Source organism: Bacillus sp. ISL-55 (genome assembly GCF_018613155.1).
In the GTDB taxonomy this organism is placed as follows: Bacteria; Bacillota; Bacilli; order Bacillales; family Cytobacillaceae; genus Mesobacillus.
Window position 1 is genome coordinate 48,863 of sequence record NZ_JAGGQU010000034.1, and the last position, 16,244, is coordinate 65,106.

General features: G+C 45.5%; 15 protein-coding genes and 1 other annotated feature. All 15 genes read right to left on the reverse strand.

The features are described 5' to 3' along the window. Positions 1-189: 189 nt before the first annotated feature. Complete coding sequence (locus J7E32_RS16410) at positions 190-639, reverse strand: Mini-ribonuclease 3 (protein WP_214909416.1); 450 nt, start codon at positions 637-639, stop codon at positions 190-192. Between the two features lie 3 nt (positions 640-642). Then, positions 643-2,040, reverse strand: a complete 1,398-nt coding sequence (gene cysS / locus J7E32_RS16415) for a cysteine--tRNA ligase (RefSeq protein ID WP_214909354.1) — start codon at positions 2,038-2,040, stop codon at positions 643-645. Next, positions 2,030-2,716, reverse strand: a complete 687-nt coding sequence (cysE, locus tag J7E32_RS16420; protein ID WP_214909356.1) for a serine O-acetyltransferase — start codon at positions 2,714-2,716, stop codon at positions 2,030-2,032. Before cysE ends, cysS begins: the two co-directional genes overlap by 11 nt. 370 nt (positions 2,717-3,086) lie before the next feature. Next, positions 3,087-3,319 (reverse strand) — a binding site (T-box leader). 68 nt (positions 3,320-3,387) lie between these two features. Then, the gene (gene gltX / locus J7E32_RS16425) at positions 3,388-4,845 is read right to left on the reverse strand and encodes a glutamate--tRNA ligase (protein ID WP_214909358.1); all 1,458 of its coding nucleotides are present in this window, start codon (positions 4,843-4,845) and stop codon (positions 3,388-3,390) included. Between the two features lie 85 nt (positions 4,846-4,930). Then, entirely contained in the window at positions 4,931-5,413 is a 483-nt protein-coding gene (gene ispF / locus J7E32_RS16430; RefSeq protein WP_214909366.1) for a 2-C-methyl-D-erythritol 2,4-cyclodiphosphate synthase, read from the reverse strand. 41 nt (positions 5,414-5,454) lie between these two features. Next, positions 5,455-6,150: a 2-C-methyl-D-erythritol 4-phosphate cytidylyltransferase gene (gene ispD / locus J7E32_RS16435; RefSeq protein ID WP_214909368.1), complete on the reverse strand. Its 696-nt coding sequence runs from the start codon at positions 6,148-6,150 to the stop codon at positions 5,455-5,457. Positions 6,151-6,311: 161 nt separating this feature from the next. Beyond that, positions 6,312-7,403 carry a PIN/TRAM domain-containing protein gene (locus J7E32_RS16440; RefSeq protein WP_214909370.1) on the reverse strand — a complete coding sequence of 364 codons (1,092 nt, stop codon included), beginning with the start codon at positions 7,401-7,403 and terminating at the stop codon, positions 6,312-6,314. Positions 7,404-7,653: 250 nt separating this feature from the next. Next, the gene (gene disA, locus J7E32_RS16445) at positions 7,654-8,727 is read right to left on the reverse strand and encodes a DNA integrity scanning diadenylate cyclase DisA (protein ID WP_214909377.1); all 1,074 of its coding nucleotides are present in this window, start codon (positions 8,725-8,727) and stop codon (positions 7,654-7,656) included. Positions 8,728-8,731: 4 nt separating this feature from the next. Then, on the reverse strand, positions 8,732-10,111 hold the full coding sequence (radA, locus tag J7E32_RS16450) for a DNA repair protein RadA (RefSeq protein WP_214909384.1): 1,380 nt from the start codon (positions 10,109-10,111) through the stop codon (positions 8,732-8,734). A gap of 309 nt (positions 10,112-10,420) precedes the next feature. Next, on the reverse strand, positions 10,421-12,859 hold the full coding sequence (gene clpC, locus J7E32_RS16455; RefSeq protein ID WP_214909393.1) for an ATP-dependent protease ATP-binding subunit ClpC: 2,439 nt from the start codon (positions 12,857-12,859) through the stop codon (positions 10,421-10,423). A 4-nt stretch (positions 12,860-12,863) separates the two neighbouring features. Beyond that, complete coding sequence (gene mcsB / locus J7E32_RS16460; RefSeq protein WP_214909395.1) at positions 12,864-13,946, reverse strand: protein-arginine kinase McsB; 1,083 nt, start codon at positions 13,944-13,946, stop codon at positions 12,864-12,866. A 2-nt stretch (positions 13,947-13,948) separates the two neighbouring features. Beyond that, positions 13,949-14,494, reverse strand: a complete 546-nt coding sequence (mcsA, locus tag J7E32_RS16465; RefSeq protein WP_214909398.1) for a protein-arginine kinase activator protein McsA — start codon at positions 14,492-14,494, stop codon at positions 13,949-13,951. 27 nt (positions 14,495-14,521) lie between these two features. After that, the gene (locus J7E32_RS16470; protein WP_167834072.1) at positions 14,522-14,983 is read right to left on the reverse strand and encodes a CtsR family transcriptional regulator; all 462 of its coding nucleotides are present in this window, start codon (positions 14,981-14,983) and stop codon (positions 14,522-14,524) included. A 344-nt stretch (positions 14,984-15,327) separates the two neighbouring features. Next, positions 15,328-15,612, reverse strand: coding sequence for a hypothetical protein (locus J7E32_RS16475; RefSeq protein WP_214909400.1), 285 nt, complete (start codon positions 15,610-15,612; stop codon positions 15,328-15,330). A gap of 452 nt (positions 15,613-16,064) precedes the next feature. Further along, a partial coding sequence (locus tag J7E32_RS16480) for a hypothetical protein (protein WP_214909402.1) occupies positions 16,065-16,244 on the reverse strand: 180 nt, incomplete at its 5' end.

Genomic DNA, 16,244 nt, shown 5'->3' on the forward strand with positions numbered 1-16,244 from the left:
TGATCGCGTTTTGGTTCGAGTTTTTGGTCTAGTCTTGGCTCGTGTTTCCTATCACGTCTTTGCTCGTGTTTTTGATCACGCTTTGCCTCATGTTCCTGGCCCCTGGCTGCTCTGTTCTTTGGCTTATCATCCTGTCTTTGCGCCTGGTTCCGAGCTGGTTTGCGCTTCTTGTCATCAACGGGCTTTTGCCTATTGTTCCGGCTTTGTTTCTGGCTCATGGAATCTTTCCTCCCTTCTTTCTTCAGCAAGTGTAAATATTGTGGTTATCAGTTCTTCTATCCGTTGCTCATTGCCTGCCAGATATAGAGAACCAATCAAGGCCTCAAAGGCTGTGCTGTAACGGTAAGTTTGGACATCGGTGTTCCTCGGAACAGATCCTGACTTCGCATTCCTGCCCCTTTTTACAATTGTCATTTCCGCTTCGGACAGAATCTCCATGTCGATCAGTTTGTGGAGGTATTTCGCCTGTGATTTTGCCGATACATAAGCGGTCGCTTCTTTATGCAGCTTATTTGGCCGAACCTTGCCGCTTTGCAGCAGGTGATGCCGGACATACAGTTCATATACAGCATCACCCATGTAGGCAAGCGCCAGGCTATTCAATTGTTTTTCATCTACTTTTTGTTCGTAATGCAGCATCATTTAGCCTCTTTTCCATCTGATGCCTTGCGGAGTGTCTTCGATGATGATATTCATTTCCTTCAACTGGTCACGGATCTCATCTGCCAGCTGGAAATTCCTGTCCTTGCGAGCCTGCGTTCTTTTTTCGATCAAGGCTTCGATATCTTCATCAAGCAATTCCTCATCTTTAAGCGACAGGCCGAGGACGTCGAACAAAATCTCAAATTCCTTTAAGAATGCGTTAATTACTTCCTCGGAAGTGTTTTTCTCCATCAAGTACAGATTAGATAACTTTGAAAGTTCAAACAGAGTGGATACGCCATTTGCGGTGTTAAAGTCATCATCCATATCCTTGATGAACTGCTCACGGAGCCCGGCGATTTTATCCAGCCATTCCTGGTTGTCATCAGTAAGATTAGCGCTTGTTTCGAGTCTGTGCTTCAGATTTTGGTAAGATGTTTTCAAGCGCTCGAAAGCAGCACTTGTCTTTTCAAGTAGCTCCTGGCTGTAATTGATCGGATTCCGGTAATGAACTGAAATCATGAAAAATCTTAATACCTGTGGATCAACCTGCTTAATGATGTCATGAACTGTGACAAAATTGCCAAGTGACTTGGACATCTTTTCATTGTCAATATTGATGTATCCATTATGCATCCAGTAGCGGGCAAATGTCTGCCCTGTCAGCGCCTCTGACTGAGCGATTTCATTTTCATGGTGCGGGAAGGCCAAATCCTGTCCGCCAGCATGGATATCGATTGTATCCCCAAGATATTCGCGGGCCATCGCCGAGCACTCAATATGCCAGCCTGGACGGCCTTTCCCCCAAGGACTATCCCAGGAAATCTCGCCTTCCTTTGCAGTCTTCCAAAGCACGAAGTCAAGGGCATCCTGTTTCTTTTCCCCAACCTGGATTCTTGCTCCTACCTTCAGCTCTTCAATGGATTGATGGGAAAGCTTGCCGTATTCTTTGAACTCTCTCGTGCGATAGTACACATCTCCGCCTGATTCATAGGCAAAGCCCTTGTCAATCAGCGCGCTGATAAAGTCAATAATCAAATCCATCGTTTCCGTTACCCTTGGGTGCGCATCAGCTTTCTTGCAGCCAAGCGCATGGACATCCTCAAAGTAAGCATCGATGAATCTTTGCGCGATTGTCGGGACATCTTCCCCGAGTTCATTCGCTGCTTTGATCAGTTTGTCATCGACATCAGTGAAGTTCGAAACAAAATTCACATCATAGCCGCGGAATTCAAGATAGCGGCGGACCGTATCAAAAACGATGGCCGGGCGGGCATTTCCGATGTGAATATAGTTATAAACGGTAGGACCGCAAACATACATTTTCACTTTTCCCTCTTCTAGCGGGATAAACTCTTCCTTGTTACGAGTGATTGTATTATAGATTTTAATTCCCATTTTCCATGCCCCTTCCTTGCTTCGCAACTTCAAGTTCTTCATTTAATTTGACTAATTCAAGTTCCTTTTTCAATTTAACCAATTCCATTTCGATTTCCTTGCATCGATCTGCTACGGGATCAGGCAAATCGCGATGGTTAAAGTCCTTCTTGACTCTTACGCCATCCTGGATGACGATTTTCCCAGGGATGCCAACAACCGTGGAGTTTGGAGGCACATCCTTCAGGACAACCGACCCGGCCCCCACCTTAGAATTCTCCCCAATCGTGATCGAACCTAAAACCTTCGCCCCGGTGGCTATCAGCGCATTGTCATTGACAGTAGGGTGGCGTTTCCCCTTTTCCTTGCCAGTACCGCCCAGGGTCACCCCCTGGAACACAGTCACATTATCACCAATCTCACATGTCTCACCAATGACGACCCCCATTCCATGGTCGATGAAAAAACGTCTGCCAATCTTGGCTCCTGGATGGATTTCTACCCCCGTGAAGAAACGGCTGATTTGCGAAATGGCTCTAGCGATAAAGTAAAACTTCCGCTTGTAGAAAGCATGTGCCAAGCGATGGGACCAAATCGCATGCAGGCCAGCGTAGGTCAAAACCACTTCGAGCACGCTCCTGGCAGAAGGATCCTGATCAAAAACAACATCTATGTCTTCCTTCATCATCTTAAACATGGTGAAATCCTCCTTCTTAATAATTTTTTATTGCATTCTTGCTCAGTAGTGAGCACCCATAAAGCTGAAATTTGGTTAAAGCCCTACTAATTTGTTCTATGTGATCGTAATGTGGCGTTACCATTTTTTTGAGCCACATAATCCAAATCGCCTGACAGTACATCATGAACAAAAAGCGCAAGTGCCTCGTTCAGCCCCGACAAGCGCTGGAGGGACGCCCAATGAAGTCGTTCTTTGACTTCAATGGGCGGCTCGAAGCGACTCGAGGGGCTAGGCGCTGGAGCTGGATTAAGAAAACCACAGGCAGTTATCCACACCTAAATAACTTTATAATTTCCTTAACAAATAAAAAAGCGCCCCTGTCGTATACGACAGAGACGCTTGTTATGCGCGGTTCCACTCTGTTTAGGCTACCTAAAGCAATAGCCTCAACTTTCACCTGTTAACGGGAGGACCCGCCCGATACTACTCAGGCACGATTGCCTTTTCGCAAAGGGACTCCGAGGCGCATTTCGAAAAATGAGAGGCCTGAACCACTTTCAGCCGGTGATGGTTCTCTCTAATAAGCGTCATTCTTCTACTTTTCCTCTTCAACACTTTGGTTATATAGAATTACTCTTACTATATTACATTTTTGTATTTCTGTTAACTAAAATAGCTTAAAAAAGTTATTAGCCTAAAAGCTTCTGGACTCTTTCCATCACTTTTTCTTTGCCGATCAGTTCCATCGCAAGCATCAGGTCCGGTCCATGTGTTTGCCCTGTTGCTGCTGCACGGATTGGCATGAACAGCTTCTGACCCTTATGGCCAGTTCCTTTTTGGACAGCCTTGACTGCTGCCTTGATTCCATCAGCCTTGAACTCTTCAAGCTTATCGATCTCGGCAAGGAATGCATTCAGCACTTCTGGAACCTGTTCACCTGCAAGGACTTCTTTTGCCTCTTCATCATAGTTTACCTCAGCGCGGAAAAATAAATCCGACATCTCAACGATTTCCGCTCCGAAGCTCATTTTATCATGGTAAAGGGAAATCAGGCCGCGAACCCATGCATCCTCTTCCGCTGTACGAGTTCCGCTGACTTTTCCAGCTTTAACAAGATGCGGAAGAGCTAGCTCGACAACACGGTCCAGATCGGCTTTTTTCATATATTGATTGTTCATCCATGCAAGCTTCTGCTGGTCAAAGAGCGCAGGGGACTTTGAAAGTCTTGCCGGATCGAAAATCTCGATGAACTCATCTTTGGAGTAAATCTCTTCTTCACCTGTTGGTGACCATCCAAGCAGGGTAATGAAGTTGAACAACGCTTCAGGCAGATAGCCTAGCTCTTCGTATTGCTCGATGAACTGGATGATGGACTCGTCACGCTTACTCAGCTTTTTGCGGCTTTCGTTGACAATCAGCGTCATATGGCCAAACACCGGCGGCTCCCAGCCAAGAGCTTCATAAATCACAAGCTGCTTAGGAGTATTGGAGATATGGTCATCCCCGCGAAGTACGTGGGAAATCTTCATCAAGTGGTCGTCAATGACAACCGCATAGTTATAAGTAGGCGTGCCATCTTTCTTGACGATGACATAATCACCCATCCCGTCGGACTCAAAGCTAACCTCACCTTTTACCATATCATCGAATTTAAGGATTTTGCCTGCTGGCACCTTGAAACGAAGGCTCGGCTGGCGACCTTCTTTTTCAAACTGTTCCTTCTGTTCTGCTGTCAGGTTGCGGCAGCGTCCTGAGTATTGAGGAGTTTCATTGCGTGCAGCCTGCTCTTCGCGCTCAGCTTCCAGCTCTTCCTCGGTGCAATAGCACTTGTAGGCGTGGCCTTTTTCAAGAAGCTCCTTATTGTATTGCTCATATATGTGGTTGCGTTCTGATTGGCGGTACGGTCCGTATTCGCCGCCAACATCGACGCTCTCATCCCAGTCGATTCCAAGCCACTGAAGATACTTCAACTGGCTTTGCTCTCCGCCTTCGATATTGCGTTTTTTATCTGTATCTTCAATGCGGATGATGAACTTTCCGCCTCTGTTGCGTGCAAATAAATAATTGAATAGTGCTGTACGCGCATTCCCGATATGTAAATGTCCAGTCGGACTCGGCGCATAACGCACCCGGATATCTGATGACATATTGAATCCTCCTCTAATATAGCTGTTCATTATTGTATCACTATCGATATATAAATCGGAAGTGGCTTATCAAGCTGCCTGCGATTTATTTCTCAGTCTCCTTTAACAAGACGGTTGCCTGGGAAGCGATACCTTCTCCCCGCCCCGGGAAACCGAGCTTCTCTGTTGTCGTCGCCTTGACGTTCACCTGGTTAGGAGTGCCTTCCAATAAACCTGCAATCCTATCACGCATCGCTTCGATATGCGGTGCCATCTTAGGCTGCTGGGCGATAATCGTGCAGTCTATGTTCACAAGCTCGTATCCTTTATCTTTCACAATCTTCCATACATGTTCAAGCAATTTAGCTGAATCAGCGTCCTTGAATTCAGGATCAGTATCCGGGAAATGTCTGCCGATGTCTCCTTCGCCGATTGCTCCAAGGCATGCATCAGCTACCGTATGTAAAAGCACATCGGCATCAGAGTGGCCAAGAAGCCCCTTTTCATATGGAATCGTGATTCCGCCAATGATCAGCGGGCGTCCTTCCGTCAGTTGATGCACATCGAAACCTTGTCCAATTCGAAACATAATGAATTACTCCTTTTAATTATCTGGGTTTATATACTCTATCAAACACCGGATTCCTTCCGCTTGCGCAGAATCGCCTGTGCAAAATATAAATCTTCTGGTGTTGTCAGCTTAATATTATCATAGTCCCCTTCAATGATGCTGACATGATGCGGGATCCGTTCGACTAGGCTAGATTCATCTGTACCGATGAATTGCTCCCCCATCGCCTTGTTATGGGCCTCACGCAATACGGAAGCACGGAAAGCCTGCGGGGTCTGGACTGACCACAAGCTTGAACGCTCAATTGTTTCGGCTACCATGCCGTTTGCCGCTTTCTTGATGGTATCTTTTACAGGAACAGCCACGATTGCCCCGCCATCCTTGCTTGCTGCCTCCACAAGTCTGTGGATGGTTTCTAGTCTGATGAATGGACGGGCAGCGTCATGGACAAGCACGATCCCATCCTGTGAATGGACTGCCCTCAGTCCGTTATATACACTGTCCTGGCGTTCCTTGCCGCCAGTGACAAGCGAAGATACTTTATGTATACCATATTCACTCAATAAAGACTTGAACTCTTGCTCATCACTAGGATTGATGGCGAGAATGATGCCTGAACATTCAGCATCCGCTTCAAACACCCTAAGTGTATGGATCAGGATCGGGACATTTTCCAAAGTGAGCAGCAACTTGTTTTTTCCTGCTCCCATTCTCTTCCCCTGACCTGCAGCCGGAATGATAACATGATAAGGCATGATGTTAATCCCCCCAATCTATTTTCTGCTATTGCAACCTTTTTGATAAAATGACTTTTAACATATAAACGGGCAGTCGAGGCCCTGCTTCACGCCTTCAAAAAATAGTGAAGGAAGCGGGAATCAACTGCCCATAAAGGCTTGGTCCATCCAGGGATGGATCAACTGATTATGCTTTTTTCCAACTGTTTCGGCTTTGCGAAAATCATTCGGCCAGCTGATGTTTGCAGCACACTTGTTACAAGAACATCGATACGCTTTCCGATATAATCGCGGCCTTCTTCGACTACGATCATTGTGCCATCATCAAGGTATGCAATGCCCTGATTATGTTCCTTCCCATCCTTGATTACCTGGATGCTCAATTCTTCCCCAGGAAGGACGACTGGTTTCACTGCATTGGCAAGGTCATTGATATTCAGCACAGCAACCTTCTGCAACTCACATACTTTGTTCAGGTTGAAATCATTCGTGACGACCACACCATTTGTCAGCTTTGCCAGCTTTACCAGTTTGCTGTCGACTTCCTGGATGTCATCAAAATCACCTTCATAAATTTCAACCTTAATCTTAAGTTCCTTTTGAATACGGTTAAGGATGTCCAATCCGCGTCTTCCGCGGTTGCGCTTCAACACGTCAGAAGAATCAGCGATATGCTGCAGTTCTTCCAGGACAAATTGTGGAATTACTATGGTGCCCTCAAGGAATCCCGTCTGGCAGATATCAGCCACCCTGCCATCAATAATCACACTAGTATCGAGTATCTTCCACTCTCTTGCACGAGTTTCTTTTTCCACTTCTTCTTCAGTGCCTTTTTTCTTTGATTTAGAAAATAATCCAAGCAGTTCATCACGCTTCTTGAAACCGACCTGGAAGCCAAGATACCCAAATAAAAGTGTCAGCAGTGTCGGTGCGACTGTATTCACAACAGGAACCTGGATTGCATTAAGGGCAAATCCTACTAAAAATGCCACCAGCAGACCAAAGAAAAGGCCAACGCTGCCAAAGAGGACATCCGTAATTGGTGCCTTGATCAGCGACTCTTCAGCCCACCTCACAAAATTGGTCACAGGATCTACGGCCCAGAAAGTAAGAAGATAAAAAATAAGTGCACCCAAAACAGCAGTAACATAAGGATTATTGATGAGAGTCATGTCTCCCGCGTTCATTAATGATAATAAATCAGGAATTAAGAATATACCAAGCGTTCCCCCAATGATCAGGAAGCAGGCTTGAATGATACGTCTTAACATCCTTTCACCTCCTTTTACTCATTATAAACAACTTCCAAATTTTGAAACCCTTGTAATGAAAACATTTTCTTTAAATATAAACACCCAAATGATTATACGAATTTCCCCTGGCAAAGGTTACGTATTTTGTACAATTAAAATGACAAAAATACAGCAAGATTGCCATAATCTCTATAGGAGTAATTCTCATCTTTAAAGTAGCACCGGGGCATGCAGGTGTCAATTAAAAGCAGGCCGCCAATGTTTGGGATTACATTTGGCGGTCCGCCATCAGCTGATCTCTGATGAGTTTAAAGCCTTCTTTGATTTTCCGGGCTCTTACTTCGCCAATGCCCTCTACATCGTCCAGCTCTTCAACGGAAGCTGCAATCATATTCTTGAATTTACTGAAACGTTTAATCAAATTCTCAGTAATGATCATCGGCAGCCGCGGGATTTTATTCAGCATTCGATATCCTCGGGGACAGATGAATTCATCCAAATGCACATATCCCTGATGCCCGAGAAGCTTAAGGATAGTGGAATCCTCAATGACCCCGGCCTTAGAAAGTTCCTGGAAACGAGACATCACCACATCTGCCTTTACTTCCTGTTCCGCAGAATAATCTTTGATGACAAGCAATGCTTCCCTTTCCATTTCGGACAACAGTTCCTGCATTTGCAGGCGGATCAGCCGACCTTCCAAACCAAGTTCACTTAAATATGTCAAAAGCTCTGTCTTGATCCTTAATACCATTTCAAAGCGATGGATCACCTGAAGCAAGTCATTATAAGTTACAAGATCTTCAAACTCGAGGATTCCCAGATTGGTGATGCTTTGTTCAAGGACGACCTTATACTTTTCCAGCGTCTGGATTGCCTGGTTCGCCTTCGTCAGGATCACTCCGATTTCCTGCATGGCATAACGAAGGTGTCCCTGATACAAGGTAATGACATTCCTTCGCTGGGAAATAGCGATGACGAGTGCCTTTGTTTGCCTCGCCACCCGTTCCGCTGTCCTGTGCCTCATCCCTGTCTCAGTCGAGGGCACTCCCGTGTCCGGCGCTAACTGGGCGTTGGCGAATAAGATTTTGCTTCCCGTCTCATTCAGGATGATTGCACCATCCATCTTCGCCAGTTCATAGAGATAGCTGGGGCTGAATCTGCAGTTGATCTCAAAACCGCCATCGACCAGGTTTTTCACTTTCTCATTGTATCCAAACACAATCAATCCACCTGTCTTGGCCCGGAGCACATTATCGATCCCATCCCTTAGAGGCGTACCTGGAGCGATAAATTGAAGGATTTCACCTAACTCTTTTTCCTCAAGCTCTCTGTGTTCCAACCCATCAACCCCCTAAGGTGACTTTTAACGCATGGCTGACCGATGATACCCCGATAAGTTCAACACCCTGTGGAGGAGTCCATCCGCCAAGATTATTCTCCGGTAAAATAATTCTTTCAAAGCCAAGCTTCGCCGCTTCCTGGACACGCTGTTCAATCCTCGAGACTCTCCTTACTTCCCCGGTCAGACCCACCTCGCCAATGATACAATCCGTAGCGCGGGTCGGTTTATCCCTGAAGCTTGAAGCAATGCTGACAGCCACCGCAAGATCGATTGCCGGTTCATCCAGCTTCACTCCGCCGGCGACCTTCAGATAAGCATCCTGGTTTGCCAGCAGCAACCCGACTCGCTTCTCCAGCACCGCCATCAGCAACGAAACGCGGTTATGGTCGATCCCGGTAGCCATCCGTCTTGGATTTCCGAAGCTCGTTGGTGAAATCAAGGCCTGGATTTCAACCAATACTGGCCGTGTCCCTTCCATTGAGGCTACAACCGTTGAACCCGAAGCTCCCTGGGATCTTTCCTCTAAAAAAATTTCCGATGGGTTTGCCACTTCTTCAAGACCCATTTCCTTCATCTCAAAAATACCCATTTCATTCGTGGAGCCGAAACGGTTTTTAACAGCCCGGAGGATTCTGTACGTATGGTGCCTTTCACCTTCAAAATACAGAACTGTATCGACCATATGCTCCAGCAGTCTAGGTCCGGCGATCGAGCCTTCCTTTGTGACATGGCCAACGATAAAAATTGCGATTCCCTTTGTTTTCCCAATCCTCATTAACTCAGCTGTACATTCCCTAACCTGTGACACGCTGCCTGGAGCAGATGTCACTTCCGGGTGAAATATGGTTTGGATTGAATCCACAATGACAAAATCCGGGTTTGTATTTTCAATTGTAAGGCTGATTTCCTGCAGATTTGTTTCCGAATAAACAAGCAGGTTATCCGATGTGACTCCGAGGCGGTCTGCTCGCAGCTTCGTTTGCCTCATCGACTCCTCACCTGAAATATATAGGACTGAATGAGCCTTTTTTGCCAGCTGATAAGATACCTGAAGCAATAGTGTCGATTTACCAATGCCAGGGTCCCCGCCAATCAACACAAGCGATCCCCTGACAACGCCGCCGCCAAGTACCCGGTTCAACTCATTCAAGTCTGTCGTAATCCGCGGCTCGCTGACGGTTTCAATACTGGTGATCGGAGTGGCCTTTGCGGCAACACCCGAATTCCCTGTATTGGCAAAAGCTCCTCTTCTTGTCGAGCCAGTGCTTTCCACTTCCTCGACCATCTTATTCCATTGCCCGCATCCCGGACATTTCCCCATCCATTTCGGAGATTCATAGCCGCATTCCTGGCACATGAATTTTGTTTTTCTTTTTGCCATTTTCTTAGCCTCTCAATAAAAAAAGTTATTATCTTATCTTTATAATAAAGCCAAACAAGTAATAAAAGAAATGATAGCGACTGAAGTACCTATGTAATTTTTCTACAAGGTTTATTTGAGGTCTTGAATCAATAAGTTTACTTCTTCAATTAAATTATGTTCATATCCTGCTGCCGCAATTCCAACTATTTTTTAGAATGGTTGTTTTCTTGTATATGCAATCACCGGAGATTGCGAGGAAAGTTAAATTAGAAAAAAGGGGTACACGTATTTAGTACGTATACCCCTTTTAATAACCTGTTAAGCCATCTAAACTTTTGCCGATCCTTCTGGAGCCTTGACGACAAATTCGCCATTTTCAACATCTATGATGACATTTTGCCCAGTGAGGACGGTTCCCTTAAGCAATTCTTCAGACAACTGGTCTTCGATATGCTTCTGGATCGCCCTGCGTAACGGACGTGCGCCGTATTCCGGATCGTACCCTTCCTCGGAAATTTTCTCTTTTGCAGCATCTGTCAGCTCTAATGTGATTTCCTGTTCTTTCAGGCGCTTCACAAGCTGATCGGACATCAATGTTACGATCTCCTTCAAATGTGGCTTTTCAAGAGCATGGAAGACAATGATCTCATCGATACGGTTGAGGAATTCAGGACGGAATGCCTTTTTCAGCTCTTCCATCACTTTGCCCTTCATATCTTTGTAATCCTGTTCGCCATCCTGGATGTTGAAACCGACATATTTATTCCGCTTCAACGCTTCCGCTCCGACATTGGATGTCAGGATCATGATGGTATTGCGGAAATCGACTGTCCGGCCCTTGGAGTCAGTCAATCGGCCATCTTCTAAGACCTGCAGCAAGATGTTGAACACATCTGGATGCGCTTTTTCAATTTCATCCAGCAGGATGACGGAGTATGGCTTTCTGCGGACCTTCTCAGTCAATTGGCCGCCTTCATCGTATCCGACATAGCCTGGAGGTGAACCGACAAGACGGGATGTCGAATGCTTCTCCATGTACTCGGACATATCGACGCGGATCATCGCATCTTCATCTCCAAACATGGACTCCGCCAATGCTCTTGCCAATTCCGTTTTACCAACACCTGTTGGCCCAAGGAAAATGAATGAACCAATAGGACGTTTCGGATCCTTCAAGCCTGCGCGTGCACGTCTGACGGCCTTGGAAACGGCTTTAACGGCTTCATCCTGGCCGATGACACGGGAGTGAAGGATTTCCTCAAGGTTCAAGAGCTTATCTGTTTCGGTTTGAGCTAGCTTGGAAACAGGGATATTCGTCCAGCTGGACACCACATGGGCGATGTCTTCCACTGTCACTTCACTGTTTTCCTTGCCCTGCTTTTCTTTCCATGTCTTCTTCGTATTTTCAAGCTGTTCACGAAGGCGCTGTTCTGTATCTCTTAATGATGCAGCCTTTTCAAACTCCTGGCTTTGTACAGAAGCATCCTTCTCCTTGCGTACTTCCTCCAGCTTCACCTCAAGCTCCTTAAGGTTTGGCGGAGTGGTATAAGAGCGCAGGCGAACCTTCGAACCAGCTTCATCAATTAAGTCAATCGCTTTATCCGGCAGGAAACGGTCGGAGATGTATCGATCCGATAGTTTTACTGCCGCATCAATTGCCTCATCGGTAATTGATACGCGGTGGTGAGCTTCATACCGGTCGCGAAGCCCCTTCAAAATTTGTACTGACTCTTCCGCTGTTGGTTCATCAACGGTAATCGGCTGGAAACGTCGTTCTAGCGCAGCATCTTTCTCAATGTATTTACGGTACTCATCAAGTGTTGTCGCGCCGATACACTGCAGTTCGCCACGAGCCAATGAAGGCTTCAGGATATTGGACGCGTCAATCGCACCCTCTGCACCGCCAGCACCGATCAGAGTATGAAGCTCATCGATGAAAAGAATGATATTGCCCGCCTGGCGGATTTCATCCATTACCTTCTTAAGGCGGTCTTCAAATTCACCACGGTATTTAGTCCCGGCAACAACCGTACCCATATCCAGCGTCATGACTCGCTTGTCACGGAGGATTTCCGGCACCTCGTTATTCACAATTTGCTGTGCCAATCCTTCAGCAATCGCTGTTTTACCTACACCAGGCTCCCCAATTAGTACAGGGTTGTTCTTCGTCCGGCGGCTTAACACTTCGATTACACGCTGGATTTCCTTGCTGCGGCCGATGACCGGATCAAGGCTGCCTTCCCTGGCGATTGCTGTTAAGTCTCTTGCAAGGCTATCAAGGGTAGGAGTATTGGCATTAGCTGCTCCGCCTCCCTGATGACCTGAAGTTTCATTGCTTCCAAGCAGCTGTAGAACCTGCTGGCGCGCTTTGTTCAAGCTTACACCAAGGTTGTTCAGCACTCTTGCAGCCACGCCCTCTCCCTCACGAATCAATCCGAGAAGGATATGTTCTGTACCTACATAGGAATGGCCCAGCTTCCTTGCCTCATCCATGGAAAGCTCGATGACCTTTTTAGCTCTTGGAGTATAGTGGATTGTCTGGGAAGTTTCCTGGCCGCGGCCAATCAGGTTTTCAACTTCCTTCTGGATTTTCTCTGCTCCAAGCCCTAGTCCATAAAGCGCCTTTGCCGCAATGCCCTCTCCCTCACGCACAAGGCCAAGCAAGATGTGTTCTGTACCGATATTGTTATGTCCAAGGCGAATTGCCTCTTCCTGTGCGAGTGCCAATACTTTTTGTGCCCTCTCGGTAAATCGTCCAAACATCATAAGATCATCCTCCTGACTCGTCTTTTGTTTCCATTTTCAATCGTTCTCTTATTAAAGCAGCCCTGCGGATATCCCGTTCATTCGGTCTTAATGGGCCTCCCGCAAACTGCTGCAAAAACCCAGGCTGAGTTAATATCATCAATTCATTGAGTATCGATTTTGATATATTTTTTATAAAGCCCATATCTATTCCAAGCCTTAGATCAGAAAGGCAGCGGGCAGCTTCCTTCGTTTCGATGATTCTGCTGTTGGCAAGTGTCCCATATGATCGAAACACTCTGTCTTCTAATTGTATGTTCGAAGTCTTCGCTAATGCTTCCCGCGCTGACCTTTCCTGAGATATAATCTGGCTTACGACACTTTTTAAATCGTCTATGATGTCCTCTTCCGATTTTCCGAGTGTAATTTGGTTCGAGATTTGAAAAATATTGCCGAGCGCTTCACTGCCCTCGCCGTAAATACCTCTTACCACCAAACCAAGCTGGTTAATCGCCGGGACGATCCTGTTCATTTGCTGTGTCAAAACAAGTCCTGGCAGGTGCATCATCACCGATGCTCTCAGGCCTGTGCCCACATTAGTAGGGCAGCTTGTCAAATAGCCAAATTTCTCATCAAAAGCATAATTGACATAGTCCTCAAGCCAGTCATCGATCTCATTTGCAGTCTCTAGTGCTTCACTTAGCTGGAAGCCAGGGAATAAACACTGAATCCTGATGTGGTCCTCCTCATTGATCATGATGCTCACTTCTTCATTTTCAGAAAGCAAGACTGCACCATGAACGGAGTTTTCTGCCAGATTCGGACTGATCAAATGCTTCTCGACTAACACCCTTTTCTGCAAAGGCGGAATTTCATCCATTTTGATCATTTCCAACTGACCGAAGGAAGCTGTCGATGTATTGCTGGCACGTTCATTGATCGTACCTACCACTGCTTCTGCCTCTCCATTGGTGAAAAGCGTCGGAAAGTTATACTCATCAAGATTCCTTGCAAAACGAATACGAGAGCTAAGGACAATATCTGAATCAGGTCCATCATCACTCATCCAGGAGCTGACAGCCTGATTGATAAACTTCTCCAATGACAAGGCTACTCCCCTCCCTCTTGACCAGCTGACAATTTCCTTTCAAGTTCCCTGATCTGGTCCCTTGTCTCTGCAGCTTTCTCAAATTCCTCTGCAGAAATCAGGCTTTTCAGAGTTTGCTTAAGCTGATCGATTGTCTTCCTTACATGAAGATCCCCGCCGACTCTTTTAGGGATTTTTCCATTATGCATGGAATTGCCACTATGGAGCCTCCTTACAATCGGGGTCAACTGTTCGCGAAAAGCATCATAGCAAGTCGCACAGCCAAACCGGCCTACTTTCACAAACTGTGGAAACGTCATCGAACATTGCGGGCATTGGACCACTTGCTCAGCTTCAAATTGCTTTTTTTGTTCCGGAAAAGCATGTTCCATATTCAACAATCCGGCAAGTAAGCTATTGATCGAAAATGCAGGGCCATTGTTCATCATAAACAGTTCGCCTTTTTCTTGTGCGCAAATTTCGCACAAGTGCAATTTCGTTTTTTCTCCATTTGAATAATTCGTGAAGTGCAGCGTTGCCGGCCTTTGATTACACTCTTGGCAGATCATACCCTCACCTCTTTATCTGCTTTGATATTATTTATACTTCAATGCCATAAGCATTGCTTTCAACATCCTCGCACGCAGCTCATCACGCTGTGGCAGCTCTATATACAGGACAGATCTGTCAAGCACACTCAGCATGATCTTTGCCTCGCGATCAGTGACTACATCTTCCTCTACAAGACGGAATATAACATGCTCAGCGCTGCTTTGCGAAATTCGAGTCTGAATCAAAGACAGTAAATCATCAATCAAATGTGCATGATCATACGCCTGGACTTTAATGATACGGATGTAGCCGCCGCCGCCCCGTTTACTCTCGACAAGATAGCCCCGTTCAATCGTGAACCTTGTATTGATGACATAATTGATCTGGGATGGCACGCACTGAAATTTATCGGCGATCTCACTTCGCTTAATTTCAACGATGTCTTTATCGCTCATTTCTAAAACCTGCTTAAGGTAATGTTCTATGATGTCCGATATATTCCTCACTAAACCTCCCCCAATCTGACTTTGACTATATTTGACGTTAATTATACAAAAAATTTTTTCCCGTTGCAATGAAAGCAGCCTGAAATATGTTCGTCAAAATTATGTATGCCAAATCATGACAATAAGGGGGTGTGTTGGTTATTATACCCATTTTGCAGCCTATGGAAACTTGTATCTGGATACATCAATGAAATATTTATTCAGGACCTGCCTTTATGCGACGGGGTGGTGCTTATGGCTGGATTGGCAATGTGACTAGCATATTATCTAGTTTCACGAGGAAGCTAAATGCTGGTATATTTTATTTTTTGTGGAACCCACCTGTGCCTGTATAAGTGCCATCACTAACTTAATAAGTTGCCAAAAAATATAACGATAGCTAAAAATACAGATAACCCTAAAGTCAGGACGATTGTCGAAAAACTCCTGGCCATACTCTTCCAATCTTCCATACCTGCCATCCCTGCGAGCCCTGTTATAAAAGTCAGCAAGGTTATATAAAAAAGCAGAACGATTGGATGTATGCCTAATATGGTGTAATGGAGAGGTCCCGTAAAGGATATTATAAAAAACAGTAAAACCAGGATTGTTGAAAAGATGAATGACCAAAAATTCAGTTGCTTGATCATGTAATTCCCCCTATTAGCCTAGCTGTTAAAAAAAGAATTCGTTAAGTAGTTGAATAAACCAGCCATCTGTTATCATAATTTCACTAATAAAATTTAATAACTAGATATTGATAGTGATTGTTAAATAAATTCCACAAAAAATGCGTTAATCCTTCTTGGATCAACGCAACAGGTGTTGGGGGACAACAAGTAACTACTTGTCCGGAATTGCTTGAGGTTCTGACAGCTTTTTAAATTTTCTCTTTAAACCTGTCTGAAGTTGGCTCAGGTTCAGACAGCTTTTTGCTATTTTTCTCCCAAACCTGTCTGAAGTTGCTCCTGCTTCGGACAACTTTTCGATCTTTTCTCCTAAACCTGTCTGAAGTTACCTCTACTTCGGACAGCTTTTTGCTGTTTTCCTCTAAACCTGTCTGAAGTTGCCTCTGCTTCGGACAGGTTTTCTGTCTTTCCAGCTAATCTTGTCCGAAGTCGATTCTTTTTCTGACAGATTCATTAGCTTTTCCACCAAACCTGTCCGAAGTCCTTGGCATATATTCAGTTGCTGCACTATTTCCAGCATCGTTTATAAATCTGAACACAAAAAAAAGAACAGCCATTACAGCTGTTCTTTCATGTGCCCGGCGGCGTCCTAC